Source organism: Streptomyces sp. bgisy159, from assembly GCF_057707805.1.
Genome location: NZ_JBYIQX010000004.1, coordinates 79820 through 94920 on the forward strand (window position 1 = coordinate 79820; position 15101 = coordinate 94920).

A 15101-nucleotide genomic window follows, 5' to 3' on the forward strand; every position below is an offset into this window, starting at 1 on the left:
ACTTCGCGCTCGAACGGCCGCTGCTGATGTCGTTGCCTCAGGAGCCGTTCGAGACCGGGCGGCTGTGCACCCGATCCCGAGCCGCGGAGCCGGTCAAGGCCGGCTGACCATCCGGGTCCGCCGCGCCGGAGGCGGCGGACTCACAGCCAGGACACCTGGGCCAGCCGTGAAATCCTCTCCATCATGTTCGAGAGCGAGCGCAACCAGCGGGCGACAGCAGGCGTCGAGGCCCACGTTCGCGACTTCTTCACCGGCCATGCGATCGCGGTCAGCGATTACGACCTGGGACCTGGGCGAAGGGAAGCGGTTCCCAGTCTGCGGATCGTCACCGTCAGCCCGGGACCGCGTGCCGACAGCTGGGCCTGCATCACCGCCGGCTGCTGGTCCACGGTCGAGGCCGACGGCCACGGCCTCGAATTCGTCCTCACCGCGCCCGTCCGCGACGAACGCTTCGCTGATCGCATGCTCATCGAAGAGCCGTTCAAGGGCCGGGCGCAAGCGGAAGGCGGGGAGTCCTCCCTCCAGTGCCGTCCAATCTCGTCGACTCGACGTGGCACTTCCTTGCCCCGTCCACAGGACCCATCAGGACGCTCAAGGCGAGGGGCTGGATCGGCTGGGAACCGGATCCCGAACTCGGCTCCCCGATAACTCCCAGACTGGCCCCCGGAACAACTCAGGGGCCCGACCCGCTAAGCGGATCAGGCCCCTGACCTGGAACTTCACTGTCGGGGTGGCGGGATTTGAACCCACGACCTCTTCGTCCCGAACGAAGCGCGCTGCCAAGCTGCGCTACACCCCGATGTCGCTGCTCGTCGCGGCGACGTCGTTTACTTTAGCCCACTGGCGGCTTGAGACGAAATCCGGTTTCTCCAGTGGTGGCGGACGGGGTTCGGGCGCGTGTGGTCGAGGGCGACCAGGAGGAGGGCGAGGGTGTAGCAGGAGAGGCCGAGGATGAGGGCGTTGGCGAGGGTGTGTTTGTAGCCGTCGGTGTCGGCGTCGAGGAAGGGGTAGAGGTAGCGGGCGGGGTGGTCCGGGGGGAGGAGTGCCGCTCGGGTGAAGGTGAAGGCGAGGTAGGCCAGGGGGTAGAGGAGGCACGGTGCGGCCTGGCGCAGACGTAGGCGGCCGGGCGGGGTCAGGAAGAGCCAGTCGAGTACGGCGGCGGCCGGGATGGCGGTGTGGAGGAGGACGTTCGCCAGGTTGTCCCAGGCCGACGCCGTGGGTGCGGTCCCCGGGTTCGTGAGCGAGAACGGGGGTGTCGTGTCCGCCAGGAGCAGGTGGTACGCCAGGGCGGAGACCAGCGCGTAGAGGAGCGCCGCGCCGGTCAGGGCCGGTGGGAGGGGCTTGCGGGCGGTCCAGGCCCGGCGTGCCGACGCCGCCGTCACCAGGGTGAGGAGGATCGCGCTCTGCACCGAGAAGTGGCTCAGGACCCGTAGGGGGCTGCCCAGCAGGAGGGCCAGGGTGACGCCGGAGGCGGCCAGAGCCGCGATCAGCAGGCGTAGAACCGTGGCCAGGGTGCGGCGTACGGGGGGCACCACCGCGGACGCGGGGACGGCGGAGGGCAGGAGCGCGTGGGTGCGCGGGATCGGCGGGAGGTCCGGGATGTCCCTCGGTATAGGGGCGGTCATGCACCCAAGCTAGGCATAAGGGGCACAGTGGGCGATGTGGGCGGTCCGCACGGGTGATCGTTGCCCGTACGGCCCGCCTATCGCTGAGCGGCGCAGCGTCGTCCGCCGCTCAGCCGCCGCTCAGCCGCCGCTCAGTCCCGCGCCACCAGCGTCAGCAACGTGGCCTCCGGCGGGCAGGCGAACCGCACCGGTGTGTAACGGCTGGCGCCGCAGCCCGCCGAGACGTGGAGGTAGGACGTCCGGCCCTCGGCCGTATGGGTGGACAGGCCCTTCACGCGGTCGGTGTCGAGGTCGCAGTTGGTGACCAGGGCGCCGTAGAAGGGGACGCAGATCTGGCCGCCGTGGGTGTGCCCGGCGAGGATCAGGGGGTAGCCGTCGGCCGTGTACGCGTCCAGGGTGCGCAGGTACGGGGCGTGCACCACGCCCATCGAGAAGTCCGCCGACGCCGAGGGGCCGCCGGACACCTCCTCGTACCGGTCCCGCTTGATGTGCGGGTCGTCCAGGCCGGTCAGCTCGACCGACACGTCCTCCACCTTCAGCACACCCCGGGTGTTCGTCAGGTTCAGCCAGCCGGCCGCGTCGAACGCGTCCCGCAGGTCCTCCCAGGGGTTGTGGACCACTCCGACGGCCGGCGGGTTGCCGTTGAGGCCGTGCCGGCCGCTGGCCTTCTCCAGGAGATAGCGGGCGGGGTTGCGCAGCTTGGGGCCGTAGTAGTCGTTGGAGCCGAAGACGTACGCCCCCGGGAACTCCATCAGCGGACCGAGCGCGTCCAGGGTCTCCGGGACGCCCTCCGGGTCGGACAGGTTGTCCCCCGTGTTGATCACGAAGTCGGGGCGCAGGCCGGCCAGGGAGCGCAGCCAGCGCTGCTTCTTGCGCTGGCCGCTGACCATGTGGATGTCGGAGACCTGCAGGACGCGCAGCGGGCGCATTCCGGAAGGGAGCGCGGGGACCGTGACTCTCCGCAGCCGGAAGGAGCGGGGTTCCAAGCCCGCCGCGTACAGCAGACCGGCGGCACCAACCGCCGTGATTCCGAGGGGAACTTTGTATCGCGCGCGCATGCTCCCATCGTGTCAGACCGGGGCGGGCCACCGCTTCGGGCCCGGGTCCTGCTGGGTGACGCCGAGAGCGCCGAGCGCCGAGTGGTGAGCGGGGAGCACCGAGCACCGAGTGCCGAGAGGGGAACGTGGAGGGGATGGTCGTGCGGCGGGGGCGCCCGTCGGGACGGTGAGCGCCGTCACCGCGGGTAGGGGCGCCGTGAACGGGCGAGGGCCGTGAACCGGCGTGCGCCGTAAATCGGTGGGCGGTCGCACTCTCGTACCTGCGACAATCAACCTCATGACCACGCTCAAGTCGAAGCTGCAGGAAGACCTCAACGCCGCGATCAAGGAGCGCGACGAGCTGCGCTCCTCGACGCTCCGGCTGACGCTCGCCGCGATCACCAAGGAGGAGGTCGCGGGCAAGGAGAAGCGCGAGCTCTCCGACGACGAGGTGCAGAAGGTGATCACCCGCGAGGCGAAGAAGCGCCGTGAGGCGGCGGAGGCCTTCGCGCAGGGCGGGCGCACCGAGCAGGCGGAGCGGGAGAAGGCGGAGGGCGAGGTGCTCTCCGCGTACCTGCCCAAGCAGCTGTCCGACGACGAGCTCCAGGAGATCGTCGCCCAGGCCGTGGCGGAGGCGAAGGCCGCCGGTGCTGAGGGACCGCGGGCCATGGGCGCCGTCATGAAGATCGTGAACCCCAAGGTGGCCGGGCAGGCGGAGGGTGGCCGCGTCGCCGCCACGGTGAAGAAGCTTCTGGCGGGCTGACCGGGAGCGTCGTCGGCGGACCGCATTCGCCGGGGCTGCCCTCCTGGCGTCCTCAGTACGCCGACGCAGTACGCCGACGCCGCCGACACGTCGTCCCCTGCGCGGCGCACGCGCGCCTGCACCCGTACGAATGGCCCCGCCTCCTCCAGCCGGAAGAGGCGGGGCCATTCGTCATGCACAGCAGGTACCGCCGATACAGCGGATACCCCGATACAGCGGATACCCCGATGCAGCAGGTACCGCCGACACGCACAAACCGCAGAGCCCCGCACCCCCGGTCCCCGGGCCCCCGCCCGAGCCCCCACCCCGTTCCCCGGGCCAGGGCTCAGTCAGTTGCGCCCACCGGTGCCGTTCCTCCCGTTCCCCTGGCCCTGGAGCCAGCCGTCGGGGAGGCCGATGTCGGGGCTGGGGAAGCCGGTGTCGCCGCCGGTGGTGGCGCCGTTCGTCGTGGCGCCGCCGCCGGTGAGGAGGCCGCCGAGGAAGCCGTCGCCGTTGTTGCCGTCGTCATGGCCGCGGCCCCGGCCCCGGCCCGGGTCCTCCTCGCGCTCCCTGGGCGGCTTGGGGATGTCCACCTTGTTGAACCGGGGCGCGTCCTTGCCGTCGAGGGCGCCGGTCATGGCGGCCTTCCAGATCGGGCCCGGGGTGTCGCCGCCGTAGACCTCCCCGTGGTACCGGCCGCCGATGTAGATGTCGGTCATCTCGACCTTCTGGGTGGCACTGCCGACCCACACCGCGCCGGAGAGGTTCGGGGTGTAGCCGACGAACCAGGCGTTCTTGCGGGAGTCGGTGGTGCCGGTCTTGCCCGCGTTGTCGCGGTCGCTCAGGCCGGCCGCCCGGCCGGTGCCGGAGTCGATCACGCCGCTGAGCAGTGTGTTTATGGTGTCCGCGGTCTTCTCGCTCATCGCGCGCGAGCAGGTCGACTTGGGCACCTCCAGCGACTTCTGCTTGCCGTCCACCGTCTGGGTGATGGACTCGATGGCGACCGGGGTGCAGTACATGCCCCGGTTGGCGAAGGCGGCGTAGGCGCTGGCCATGGTGAGGGGGGCGATGCCCTGCGAGCCGAGGGTCAGCGCCGACGGGGACACCGGGAGCCGCTTGCCGTTGCCCTGGACGACGTCCAGCTTGCCGGTCATGTTGACCACGGGACACATGCCGATGTCTTCGAGCATCTGCACGAAGTACGTGTTGACCGACTTGGCCATGGCTTCCTGAAGGTCGTACGGGCCGACCTCGGACCTGCTCTCGTTCTCCAGCTCGTTGCCCTTGACGTTGCGCCAGACCTTGCCGTCACACATCTGGACGGTGTCCGGGTACGGCATCGAGTACGGCGAGGGGTACATCTGGGTCGCCGGGCGCCCCTCTTCCAGTGCCGCCGCGGCCAGGTACGGCTTGAACGTCGAACCCGTCGGGAAGCCGAAGTTCGAGCCGCCCATCGCCCGGCCGACCGAGTAGTTGATCTCGGTCTCGTTCTTGCCGTAGCCGTACGGCTTGGACTGGCCCATGCCGAGGATCTTGCCGGTGCCGGGCTCGACCAGGGTGACGGCGGCGGCGACCTTGTCAGACTTGTAGACGTTGTCCTTTATCGACTGCTCGACGGACTCCTGGGCCTGCGGCTGGAGGGTGGTGCGGATCGTCAGGCCGCCCTGGTTCCAGATCTTGGCCCGCTCCTCCTTGGTCTTGCCGAAGACCGGGTCGCTGAGGAACACCTTCTCGACGTACTTGCAGAAGAAACTGGCGCCGTTCACGGCGGTGATGCAGCCGTTCTTCGGCTGGGTGACCTTCAGACCGAGCGGGGTCTTCTTCGCGGCGTCGGCCTCCGCCTGCGAGACGTCGCCGACCTCGGCCATGCGCTGCAGGACCACATTGCGGCGCAGCGTGGCCTGCTTGGGGTCGTTGATCGGGTCGTAGACGCTGGGGGACTGCACGATGCCCGCGAGGAGCGCGGCCTCCTGCAGCTTCAGGTCCTTGGCGTGCTTGGAGAAGTAGCGCTGGGCGGCCGCCTCGACGCCGTAGGACTGCTCGCCGAAGAAGGTGATGTTGAGGTAGTTCTCCAGGATCTTCTTCTTGCCCAGCTCCTCCTCGACCTGGATCGCGTACTTCAGTTCGCGGATCTTGCGGCCGATGGTCTGCTGGGTGGCCTCGGCGACCTTGGTGGGGTCGTCGCCGGCCTCCTCGATGAAGACGTTCTTCACGTACTGCTGGGTGAGCGTCGAGGCGCCCTCACTGACGCCGCCGCTCTGCGCGTTCTTGTTGAGCGCGCGCAGGATGCCCTTGAGGTCCACTGCGCCGTGCTCGTAGAAGCGTGAGTCCTCGATCGCGACGATCGCCTTCTGCATGTACGGCGAGATGTCCTTGAGGTCGACCACCGTGCGGTTGCGGGAGAAGACGGAGGCGATCTGGTTGCCCTCGGCGTCGAGGATGGCGGTGCGCTGGCTCAGCGGCGGGGTCTTGAGGTTGGCGGGGAGTTCGTCGAACGACTCCACTGAACCCTTGGCGGCCAGGCCCAGTGCGCCGACGGCGGGCAGGGCGAGGCCGGCCAGCAGCCCTCCCGCGAGCACACTGACACCGAGGAACTTGGCGGCCTGCTGCGTCGCCGACAGACCACCGCCCGAGCGCTTCTTTGCCATGAGGGCAGCCTACGTTCTCATTCGCCGGACACGTGTATATGCCTTGGCCTAAGCTGCTGCCAACTGTCACAGCAGCGCGGCTACGTATCAGTACGTCCGGCGAATCCGAATCGTTCCGGAGTCGCGGAGGCTTCCCCTCGTTTCTTGGTGGACGCGTGTCCCAATCCGCCTGATGTGTTATTCGGCGTCCGTTGTGGCGGAGTGGAGTGGCAGAGGAAATGTCCTGGTTCGCCAGGACAGTCGTGTATGTCGCGGGCTCACTCCCCCGGGTGATCTGCCGCTTACCCATAGTCCGTTCGGGCCATTCAAGATTGGGCCCGAAGGGGGTGTTGCGCTGTGCCCACCTTCCGTAACGTCCTCAACTGGCGGCGGTGAATATGCCGCTTGCCGCCGTGGGGGAGCCTCGATTCGGGAGAGGACGGCGCCGGTATGGGCTGGGTTACCGACTGGAGTGCGCAGGCTGCCTGTCGCACTACCGATCCGGATGAACTGTTCGTTCAGGGAGCAGCGCAGAACAGGGCCAAGGCGGTGTGCACGGGATGCCCGGTACGCACCGAATGTCTGGCCGACGCGCTCGACAACCGCGTCGAGTTCGGCGTGTGGGGAGGCATGACGGAGCGCGAGCGCCGCGCCCTGCTGCGGCGACGGCCGACCGTCACCTCGTGGCGCCGGCTGCTGGAGACCGCGCGTACGGAGTACGAGCGCGGCGTGGGCATCGTCCCGCTCGACGACGACCAGGTGTACGAGAACTACGCGGCGGTGAGCTGAGCCGTTCGGGGGTTCCGCCCCGGGTGGGTCGACTGCGTGGCGTGCACGGCTGACGCCGGCGTCGAGGGCGTGAACGGCTGGAACGGCTGGATGGCGTGACGCGGTTGGACGGCGTGACGTGGCGTTCGGGAACGCGTCGCCGTGCGGTCCGCTGTTCTGCAGCAGGGCGGCGCCCGGGGCGTGTCGGCGTGCGGTGCCTGGGAGCGAGGCCTGTCGAGAGCGGCGCCTCCTGGCGCCGGATCTGCTGGGTCCTGCCGTGCCCCGGGCGTTCCCGGCCCGGTAGCCCCCGAGGAGCTGACCCGGGCCTGCCTCAGCCGGGTGCTGCGCCCGCCGCGTCCGTCTCAGGCAGCTCGGGGTGGTCGGCCGCCAGGCGGACGCCGATGTCGCGCAGGCCCGCGAGGTCGTGGACGTCGCCGGGCAGCGCGGCGACCTCCGTCACCGCCACCTCGGGGTGGAGCGCGGTGAAGCGGTCGCGCGTGCGCTGCTCGCGCAGGAGCAGGTGCATGCGGTCGGCGTGCAACCGCAGCAGGCCCGCGGTGAGCCGATCGACACCTTGTCCCTCGGCCGGGTCGTTGGGGGAGTCGCCGCCGGGGGTCGGTGCCGTGGACGCGGGAGAGTCTGAACTTCCGTACGTGTCGGGAGAGTTACGAAGTCCAGCTTTCCCGCCCTCCTGATCGACAATGCGGCTCTCTTCAAGATTTTCCGCGGCGGCGAGTGCCCGCTCGGCGGACAGCTGGGCGGCTCCGCTGCCGTGGACCCGGTTGAGGACCAGACCGGCCAGCGGCATCTCCTCGGCGGCCAGCCGCTCCACGAAGTACGCGGCCTCCCGCAGCGCGTCCCGCTCGGGGGCCGCCACGACCAGGAACGCCGTCCCGGGCGCCTGCAGCAGCTTGTACGTGGCGTCCGCGCGGGTGCGGAAGCCGCCGAAGGTGGTGTCCATCGCGGCGACGAACGTCTGCACGTCCTTCAGCAACTGCCCGCCCAGCAGCTTGCCGAGCGTCCCGGTCATCATCGACATGCCGACGTTCAGGAACTTCATGCCGGCCCGGCCGCCCAGCTTCGCCGGCGCGGTCAGCAGCCGGATCAGCCTGCCGTCGAGGAAGGACCCGAGCCGTTTCGGCGCGTCCAGGAAGTCCAGCGCGGACCGGGACGGCGGCGTGTCGACGACGATCAGGTCCCACTCGTCCCGCGCGCGCAGCTGCCCCAGCTTCTCCATCGCCATGTACTCCTGCGTGCCCGCGAAGCCCGCCGAGAGCGACTGGTAGAAGGGGTTGCCGAGGATCGCGGCCGCCCGGTCGGGATCAGCGTGCGCCTCGACGATCTCGTCGAAGGTGCGCTTCATGTCGAGCATCATCGCGTGCAGTTCGCCGCCCGCCGCGTCGTCGATGCCCTTCACCCGGCGCGGTGTGTTGTCCAGCGAGTCGATACCCATGGACTGCGCGAGCCGGCGCGCGGGGTCGATGGTGAGCACGACCACCTTGCGGCCGCGCTCGGCGGCGCGCAGTCCGAGCGCGGCGGCCGTGGTGGTCTTGCCGACGCCACCCGAGCCGCAGCAGACCACGATGCGGGTCGTCGGGTCGTCGAGCAGCGGGTCGACGTCGAGCACGCGCGTGGGGGAGAGGTGATGGCCCTCCGGCCGGGGTGCCGGTTCCGGACTCATGAGATTCCCTGCTTCCGCAGCTCGGTGGCCAGTTCGTACAGACCCGCCAGGTCCACGCCCTCGGCGAGCAGCGGCAGTTCGTGCAGCGGCAGGTCCAGTTCGGCGAGGACGGCCCGCTGCTCGTGCTCCAGCGCGTACCGCTCGGCGTACTCCTCGGCCTGCTCGAGCAGCGGGTCCACCAGCTTCTCCGCGTGGCCGCCGCGCCGGGCACCGCCGAGCCCGGCGGCGGACAGGGAGCGCGCGAGGGCCGTACGCGGGAGGTCCCGGGCGAGTTCCAGCTGCGTGCCGTCCAAAACCTCCGGGCGCACCATGTTGACGATGACCCGCCCCACCGGCAGCCGGGCCGCGCGCAGTTCGGCGATGCCGTCGGCGGTCTCCTGGACCGGCATCTCCTCCAGCAGCGCCACCAGGTGCACGGCCGTCTCCGCGGACTTCAGCACCCTCATCACCGCCTGGGCCTGATTGTGTATCGGGCCGATCTTGGCCAGGCCCGCGACCTCGTCGTTCACATTGAGGAAGCGGGTGACGCGGCCGGTCGGCGGGGCGTCCATCACGACGTGGTCGTAGACGAAGCGGCCCTGCTTGTCCTTGCGGCGGACCGCCTCGCAGGCCTTTCCGGTCAGCAGGACGTCCCGCAGGCCGGGCGCGATGGTGGTCGCGAAGTCGATGGCGCCGAGCTTCTTCAGCGCGCGTCCGGCCCCGCCCAGTTTGTAGAACATCTGGAGATAGTCCAGAAGGGCCAGTTCGGGGTCGATCGCCAGGGCGTACACCTCCCCGCCGCCCGGAGCGACGGCGATCTTCCGCTCCTCGTAGGGCAGCGCCTCCGTCTCGAAGAGCTGCGCGATGCCTTGCCGACCCTCCACCTCGACGAGAAGCGTCCGCTTCCCCTCCTTGGCGAGGGCCAGCGCGAGGGCCGCGGCGACCGTCGTCTTTCCGGTCCCGCCCTTGCCGCTGACGACCTGGAGCCTGCTCACGTCTTCGAGCGTAACCACTCCGCGCGCGCACCAATCAGCAGGCTGTGGACAACCGGCACCCCGGTACTACGAACGACCCCTCCCGGAGGAGGGCGACCGGGGCGCGGGCGGGCCCGGTGGCAGCGGCTACAGTCGGCCCCATGACCAAGTGGGAATACGCAACCGTGCCGCTGCTCGTCCATGCCACGAAGCAGATTCTGGACACCTGGGGCGAGGACGGCTGGGAGCTCGTCCAGGTCGTGCCCGGGCCCAACAACCCCGAGCAGCTCGTGGCCTACCTGAAGCGGGAGAAGCAGGCGTGAGCGCCGTCGAGGCGAAGCTCGCCGAACTCGGTCTGACGCTGCCGGAGGTCGTGCCGCCGCTCGCCGCCTACCAGCCGGCCGTGCGGACGGGCCTCTACGTGTACACCTCGGGCCAGCTGCCCATGGTCGACGGCAAGCTGCCGGTGACCGGCAAGGTGGGTGCCGAGGTCACGGCGGAGGAGGCCAAGGACCTGGCCCGCACCTGCGCCCTGAACGCGCTGGCGGCCGTGAAGTCGGTCGCGGGTGACCTGGACCGCGTCGCGCGCGTGGTGAAGGTCGTCGGGTTCGTCGCCTCCGCGTCGGACTTCACGGGGCAGCCGGCCGTCATCAACGGGGCGAGCGAACTGCTGGGCGCGGTCCTCGGCGACAAGGGCGTGCACGCGCGCAGCGCGGTCGGCGTGGCGGTGCTGCCGCTGGACGCGCCGGTGGAGGTCGAGATCCAGGTGGAGCTGGCCCAGTAGGGCGCTGACCTCGGGCGCCTCTCGAACATTCACGCGTCACGGGATAGCCTCCGCCCATGGCGAATGGGCAGTGGTTTCCCCCGGACTGGCCGGAGCGCATCCGGGCGCTCGCGGACGGCACCCTGGAGCCGGTCGTCCCCAAGCGGGCGGCCACCGTCATGCTGCTCAGGGACGCCGGGGCTGCGCAGGGCGCGCAGGACTCCCCGCAGACGCCGCAGGCGCGGTGCTCCGGGGACGGGCCGGACGCGCTCGGCGGTCCGCTCGTCCACATGCTGCGCAGACGCGCCTCCATGGCCTTCGCCGGAGGCGCGTACGCGTATCCCGGCGGCGGCGTGGACCCGCGTGACGACGACCGTCACGTCGGCTGGGCGGGCCCCACGCGCGCGTGGTGGGCGAAGCGGCTCGGTGTCGACGAGGCGGGCGCGCAGGCGATCGTGTGCGCCGCCGTACGGGAGACCTTCGAGGAGGCCGGGGTCCTGCTGGCCGGGCCGACCGCCGACTCGGTGGTCGGCGACACCACGGGCGACGAGTGGGAGGCCGACCGCGCGGCCCTTGTGGCCCGTGAGCTGTCCTTCGCGGAGTTCCTGGAGCGCCGGGGCCTCGTCCTCAGGTCGGACCTGCTGGGCGCCTGGACGCGCTGGATCACCCCCGAGTTCGAGGCCCGCCGGTACGACACCTGGTTCTTCGTCGCCGCTCTCCCGCGCGGGCAGCGCACCCGGAACGTCTCCACGGAGGCCGACCGCACGGTGTGGATCCGCCCGGCGGAGGCCGCCGCCGCCTACGACAGGGGCGAGCTGCTGATGATGCCGCCCACCATTGCCACGCTGCGCCAGCTCACGCCGTACGCGAGCGCCGAGCAGGCGCTGGCCGCGGCGCCCGGCCGGGATCTCACTCCCGTGCTGGCACGCGCCCGCCTGGCGGACGGCGAGATCGTGCTGTCCTGGCCGGGCCACGACGAGTTCACGAAGCACATCCCGACCGGTGGAGCCCCCGCATGACGGACGCCAGCACGCTGCCCGGCCGACCCCGCGGCGAGGTGGTCTCCGGACCCGCCACCGCCCGCGCGGTCAACGTCCTGGCGCCCAACGCCTCCCCGATGACCCTCGACGGCACCAACACCTGGATACTCGCCGAGCCGGACGCCGAGCAGGCCGTCGTGGTCGACCCGGGGCCGCTGCACGAGGGCCACCTGCGCGCGGTGATCGACACCGCCGAGCGGGCCGGGAAGCGGATCGCCCTGACCCTGCTGACGCACGGCCACCCGGACCACGCCGAGGGCGCCACCCGGTTCGCCGAGCTGACCGGGACCGAGGTGCGTGCCCTGGACCCTGCGCTGCGGCTGGGCGAGGAGGGTCTGACGGCCGGCAGCGTGATCGAGGTGGGCGGCCTGGTGCTGCGGGTGGTGCCCACGCCCGGTCACACCGCCGACTCCCTGAGCTTCCACATCCCCGCCGACCGGGCCGTCCTGACCGGTGACACCGTCCTCGGGCGCGGTACGACGGTCGTGGCGCACCCCGACGGCCGTCTCGGCGACTATCTGGACTCCCTGCGCCGGCTGAGGTCGCTGACGGTCGACGACGGCGTCCACACGGTGCTGCCGGGGCACGGGCCGGTGCTGGAGGACGCGCAGGGCGCCGTCGAGTTCTACCTCGCCCACCGCGCGCACCGCCTCGCCCAGGTCGAGACGGCTGTCGAGGACGGCCACCGCACCCCCGCCGAGGTCGTCGCCCACGTCTACGCCGACGTCGACCCCTCGCTGTGGCCGGCGGCGGAGCTCTCGGTCCGGGCGCAACTCGACTACCTGCGGGAACACGGTCTGATCCCCTGATCCCTTGATCGGCGGCCCGCCGCGCAGCCGTCGCCCCGCTGCGTCCTGCGGGCCTACGCTGGTGCCGTGGGGCCGACAGACCGGACGGCTCTCGTCTGCTTCGGCGCGACCGCCGTCCTCGCCGGGGGCAACGCGGTCGGGATCCGGTTCAGCAACCGTGAACTCGATCCCCTGTGGGGCGCCGCCCTGCGCTTCGCTGCCGCCTCCGCGCTGCTGCTCGCCGTCATGGCCGTACGGCGCCTCGCGCCGCCCAAGGGGCCCGCGCTGGCCGGCGCGCTCGGGTTCGGCGCGCTCAACTTCGCCGCCACCTTCGCCCTCGCGTACTACGCCCTGCAGTACGTCCACGCCGGCTTCGGGCAGACCGTGCTGTCGCTGGTGCCGCTGGCCGCGCTGCTGCTTGCGGTGGGCCAGGGGCAGGAACGGTTCCGCTCGCTCGCCCTCGCGGGAGCGCTGGTCGCGGCGGCCGGGGTCGCGGTGATGACCCAGGGGCTGCGGGGCACCGTGCCGTGGCGGGCGCTGCTGGCGATGCTGGGCAGTGTGCTGTGCCTCGCGGAGGCCGCGGTGCTCGTCCACCGGCTGCCCAAGGTGCACCCGGTCACCATGAACGCCGTCGGCATGACAGGTGCCACCGTGCTGCTCCTCGCCGGGTCACGGCTGGCCGGCGACCACTGGGCCCTGCCCGAGCGGGCGGCGACCTGGTGGGCCCTGGCCTACCTCGTGGTGGCCGGTTCGGTGCTCACCTTCGTGTTCTACCTGCTGGTGATCGAGCGCTGGGGCGCCTCGCGCGCGGCGTACGTCTTCGTCGTCATCCCCTTGGTGACGATCCTGCTGTCCGCCTGGCTCGACGACGAGCCCCTGTCGGCGGGCCTGCTGCTCGGAGTGCCGCTGGTGCTGGCCGGGGTGTACGGGGGCGCGTTGAGGAAACGCGCCGACCTGCCTGCGCACGCCCGTGCGGCGATCGGGGACGAGGCCCGCTCGGAGCCGGACGGCGGGTCCGGGGGCGCGGCCCCCGTGGACGGCCGCCGCCGGCACGGACAGGGGCCCGCGTCTCGCGGCGCGGGCCCCTGAACGACCGTACCGGCCCGGCGGAACCGGGCGTCAGCGCGAGCGCTTGGCCAGCCGCTCGACGTCCAGCAGGATGACCGCCCGCGCCTCCAGGCGCAGCCAGCCGCGCTGGGCGAAGTCGGCGAGTGCCTTGTTGACCGTCTCGCGGGAGGCGCCGACCAGTTGGGCCAGCTCCTCCTGCGTCAGGTCGTGCACCACGTGGATGCCCTCCTCCGACTGCACGCCGAAGCGGCGGGAGAGGTCCAGCAGGGCGCGGGCGACACGGCCCGGGACGTCCGAGAAGACGAGGTCGGACATCGCGTCGTTGGTCTTCCGCAGGCGCCGGGCGACGGCGCGCAGCAGCGCGGCGGCCACCTCGGGCCGCACGTTCAGCCAGGGCTGCAGGTCGCCGTGGCCGAGGCCGAGGAGCTTGACCTCGGTCAGCGCGGTGGCGGTTGCCGTGCGCGGGCCCGGGTCGAACAGCGAAAGCTCGCCGATCAGCTCACCGGGGCCGACCACGGCCAGCATGTTCTCGCGCCCGTCGGGGGACGTGCGGTGGAGCTTGACCTTGCCCTCGGTGACGACGTAGAGCCGGTCGCCGGGGTCGCCCTCGTGGAAGAGGGAGTCGCCGCGTGCGAGGGTCACCTCACTCATGGAGGCACGCAGCTCCGCGGACTGCTCGTCGTCGAGTGCCGCGAAGAGCGGGTTGCGCCGCAGAACGTCGTCCACGAGTTCTCTCCTTGTCGACCTGCTCAGGGGATCTTGCTCCCCCTTGGTACCAGGGGACCGTGCTCCCCATTCTGCCGGACGGCCCAAACAGTGTGATCTGTCACAAGGATGCCGTACAGGTGTCCCGGGGTAAGCGGCAGGGGGCCCGATCGGGGGCTGATCTTCCGGGTCCGGGGCGGATGTCGGTGTCGGGCTCTAGGCTGGCCGAGTGTCCAAAACGCCGGTGAGAGCACAGGGCAAGGGGGCTGGACGGGTGGTTGCAGGGCGCGATTCCGCTGTGGGCGAACAGGGTTCGGCCAAAGCGGCGAAAGCCGCGAAGTCGGCCAAGGCCGCCCCGGTCAAGAAGGCGGCCGCCAGGAAGGTGAGCGCCGCCGCGAAGAAGGGCGCTCCGAAGAAGGCCGCCGCCGGGGTGCGCGAGGCCCCGCCCGCGAAGACCGTGGAGGTGCGACCGCCGAGCGGCGAGTCCCGTACCGCCCTGGTCCGCCGAGCCCGCCGGATCAACCGCGAACTCGCCGAGGTCTATCCGTACGCCCACCCGGAGCTGGACTTCGGCAACCCCTTCCAGCTGGTCGTCGCCACCGTGCTGTCCGCGCAGACCACGGACCTGCGCGTCAACCAGACGACCCCCACCCTCTTCGCCAAGTACCCCACCCCCGAGGCGCTGGCCGCCGCCGATCCCGAGGACGTCGAGGAGATCCTGCGCCCCTGCGGTTTCTTCCGGGCCAAGACCAGGTCGGTCATGGGATTGTCCAAGGCGCTCGTGGAGGATTTCGGCGGAGAGGTCCCGGGCCGCCTGGAGGACCTCGTCAAACTGCCCGGTGTCGGCCGCAAGACCGCCTTCGTGGTGCTCGGCAACGCCTTCGGGCGGCCCGGCATCACCGTGGACACGCACTTCCAGCGCCTGGTGCGGCGCTGGAAGTGGACCGAGGAGACCGACCCCGACAGGATCGAGGCCGCGGTCGGCGCGCTTTTCCCGAAGAGTGACTGGACCGACCTCTCCCACCATGTGATCTGGCACGGCCGCCGGATCTGCCACGCCCGCAAGCCCGCCTGCGGCGCCTGCCCCATCGCCCCGCTCTGCCCCGCGTTCGGCGAGGGCGAGACGGATCCGGAGAAGGCGAAGAAGCTGCTGAAGTACGAGAAGGGCGGGTACCCAGGTCAGCGGCTGAACCCGCCGCAGGCCTATCTGGACGCGGGCGGCAAGGCGGCGGCGCCGTTGGGGGCCGGATGACGGAACGATCTCGGTCGGTTCGCTCGTTGGGCAGGTCGGACGGGGGTGCGGG

General features: G+C 71.1%; 14 protein-coding genes, 1 tRNA gene and 1 pseudogene. 9 read left to right on the forward strand and 7 right to left on the reverse strand.

The window, feature by feature from the left end; genetic code table 11:
- The first annotated feature begins 183 nt into the window (after positions 1-183).
- A complete protein-coding gene (locus AC3ET3_RS05985; RefSeq protein ID WP_432135110.1) occupies positions 184-648 on the forward strand; it encodes a hypothetical protein in 465 nt (154 codons plus the stop codon).
- 77 nt (positions 649-725) lie between these two features.
- Here the strand turns inward: AC3ET3_RS05985 and AC3ET3_RS05990 are convergent.
- From AC3ET3_RS05990 to AC3ET3_RS06000, 3 genes and pseudogenes are all read right to left on the reverse strand, one after another.
- Positions 726-799 (reverse strand) — tRNA-Pro (locus tag AC3ET3_RS05990).
- A 33-nt stretch (positions 800-832) separates the two neighbouring features.
- Positions 833-1625, reverse strand: a pseudogene (locus AC3ET3_RS05995) (Pr6Pr family membrane protein).
- A 131-nt stretch (positions 1626-1756) separates the two neighbouring features.
- The gene (locus AC3ET3_RS06000) at positions 1757-2683 is read right to left on the reverse strand and encodes a metallophosphoesterase (RefSeq protein ID WP_432135111.1); all 927 of its coding nucleotides are present in this window, start codon (positions 2681-2683) and stop codon (positions 1757-1759) included.
- A 277-nt stretch (positions 2684-2960) separates the two neighbouring features.
- Between AC3ET3_RS06000 and AC3ET3_RS06005 the strand changes: the two genes are divergently transcribed.
- Entirely contained in the window at positions 2961-3425 is a 465-nt protein-coding gene (locus AC3ET3_RS06005; protein ID WP_432135112.1) for a GatB/YqeY domain-containing protein, read from the forward strand.
- Positions 3426-3754: 329 nt separating this feature from the next.
- Here the strand turns inward: AC3ET3_RS06005 and AC3ET3_RS06010 are convergent, their stop codons facing one another.
- Positions 3755-6052, reverse strand: coding sequence for a transglycosylase domain-containing protein (locus AC3ET3_RS06010; protein ID WP_432135113.1), 2298 nt, complete (start codon positions 6050-6052; stop codon positions 3755-3757).
- 429 nt (positions 6053-6481) lie between these two features.
- On the opposite strand from AC3ET3_RS06010, the gene wblA reads away from it, so the two are divergent.
- Positions 6482-6820 carry a transcriptional regulator WblA gene (gene wblA, locus AC3ET3_RS06015; RefSeq protein ID WP_067240880.1) on the forward strand — a complete coding sequence of 113 codons (339 nt, stop codon included), beginning with the start codon at positions 6482-6484 and terminating at the stop codon, positions 6818-6820.
- Positions 6821-7130: 310 nt separating this feature from the next.
- On the opposite strand, the gene bagB is transcribed toward wblA, so the two are convergent.
- Positions 7131-8480, reverse strand: a complete 1350-nt coding sequence (bagB, locus tag AC3ET3_RS06020; protein WP_432135114.1) for an ATPase BagB — start codon at positions 8478-8480, stop codon at positions 7131-7133.
- Positions 8477-9454 carry an ATPase BagA gene (gene bagA, locus AC3ET3_RS06025; protein WP_432135115.1) on the reverse strand — a complete coding sequence of 326 codons (978 nt, stop codon included), beginning with the start codon at positions 9452-9454 and terminating at the stop codon, positions 8477-8479. Before bagA ends, bagB begins: the two co-directional genes overlap by 4 nt.
- Before the next feature lie 140 nt (positions 9455-9594).
- On the opposite strand from bagA, the gene sp36 reads away from it, so the two are divergent.
- The 5 genes from sp36 to AC3ET3_RS06050 all read left to right on the forward strand — a co-directional run bounded on the left by sp36 (position 9595) and on the right by AC3ET3_RS06050 (position 13113).
- Positions 9595-9756: a Sp36 family protein gene (sp36, locus tag AC3ET3_RS06030; RefSeq protein WP_003975360.1), complete on the forward strand. Its 162-nt coding sequence runs from the start codon at positions 9595-9597 to the stop codon at positions 9754-9756.
- Positions 9753-10217 carry a RidA family protein gene (locus AC3ET3_RS06035; RefSeq protein WP_432135116.1) on the forward strand — a complete coding sequence of 155 codons (465 nt, stop codon included), beginning with the start codon at positions 9753-9755 and terminating at the stop codon, positions 10215-10217. Before sp36 ends, AC3ET3_RS06035 begins: the two co-directional genes overlap by 4 nt.
- A gap of 56 nt (positions 10218-10273) precedes the next feature.
- Positions 10274-11215: an NUDIX hydrolase gene (locus tag AC3ET3_RS06040; RefSeq protein ID WP_432135117.1), complete on the forward strand. Its 942-nt coding sequence runs from the start codon at positions 10274-10276 to the stop codon at positions 11213-11215.
- Positions 11212-12045: an MBL fold metallo-hydrolase gene (locus AC3ET3_RS06045; RefSeq protein ID WP_435611746.1), complete on the forward strand. Its 834-nt coding sequence runs from the start codon at positions 11212-11214 to the stop codon at positions 12043-12045. Before AC3ET3_RS06040 ends, AC3ET3_RS06045 begins: the two co-directional genes overlap by 4 nt.
- A gap of 66 nt (positions 12046-12111) precedes the next feature.
- Entirely contained in the window at positions 12112-13113 is a 1002-nt protein-coding gene (locus AC3ET3_RS06050) for a DMT family transporter (RefSeq protein WP_435611747.1), read from the forward strand.
- A 30-nt stretch (positions 13114-13143) separates the two neighbouring features.
- Here the strand turns inward: AC3ET3_RS06050 and AC3ET3_RS06055 are convergent, their stop codons facing one another.
- Positions 13144-13818 carry a Crp/Fnr family transcriptional regulator gene (locus tag AC3ET3_RS06055; RefSeq protein WP_432135120.1) on the reverse strand — a complete coding sequence of 225 codons (675 nt, stop codon included), beginning with the start codon at positions 13816-13818 and terminating at the stop codon, positions 13144-13146.
- A 277-nt stretch (positions 13819-14095) separates the two neighbouring features.
- Here AC3ET3_RS06055 and nth point away from each other — a divergent pair, with 277 nt between their 5' ends.
- Complete coding sequence (gene nth / locus AC3ET3_RS06060) at positions 14096-15049, forward strand: endonuclease III (protein ID WP_432135121.1); 954 nt, start codon at positions 14096-14098, stop codon at positions 15047-15049.
- Positions 15050-15101 lie beyond the last annotated feature (52 nt).

Excerpts from the sequence above, each read along its gene's own strand:
- AC3ET3_RS06010 (WP_432135113.1), bottom strand. The coding sequence starts at position 6,052 with ATGGCAAAGAAGCGCTCGGGCGGTGGTCTGTCGGCGACGCAGCAGGCC.
- AC3ET3_RS05985 (WP_432135110.1), top strand. The coding sequence starts at position 184 with ATGTTCGAGAGCGAGCGCAACCAGCGGGCGACAGCAGGCGTCGAGGCC.
- AC3ET3_RS06040 (WP_432135117.1), top strand. The coding sequence starts at position 10,274 with ATGGCGAATGGGCAGTGGTTTCCCCCGGACTGGCCGGAGCGCATCCGG.
- AC3ET3_RS06000 (WP_432135111.1), bottom strand. The coding sequence starts at position 2,683 with ATGCGCGCGCGATACAAAGTTCCCCTCGGAATCACGGCGGTTGGTGCC.
- bagB (WP_432135114.1), bottom strand. The coding sequence starts at position 8,480 with ATGAGTCCGGAACCGGCACCCCGGCCGGAGGGCCATCACCTCTCCCCC.
- sp36 (WP_003975360.1), top strand. The coding sequence starts at position 9,595 with ATGACCAAGTGGGAATACGCAACCGTGCCGCTGCTCGTCCATGCCACG.
- AC3ET3_RS06045 (WP_435611746.1), top strand. The coding sequence starts at position 11,212 with ATGACGGACGCCAGCACGCTGCCCGGCCGACCCCGCGGCGAGGTGGTC.
- wblA (WP_067240880.1), top strand. The coding sequence starts at position 6,482 with ATGGGCTGGGTTACCGACTGGAGTGCGCAGGCTGCCTGTCGCACTACC.
- AC3ET3_RS06005 (WP_432135112.1), top strand. The coding sequence starts at position 2,961 with ATGACCACGCTCAAGTCGAAGCTGCAGGAAGACCTCAACGCCGCGATC.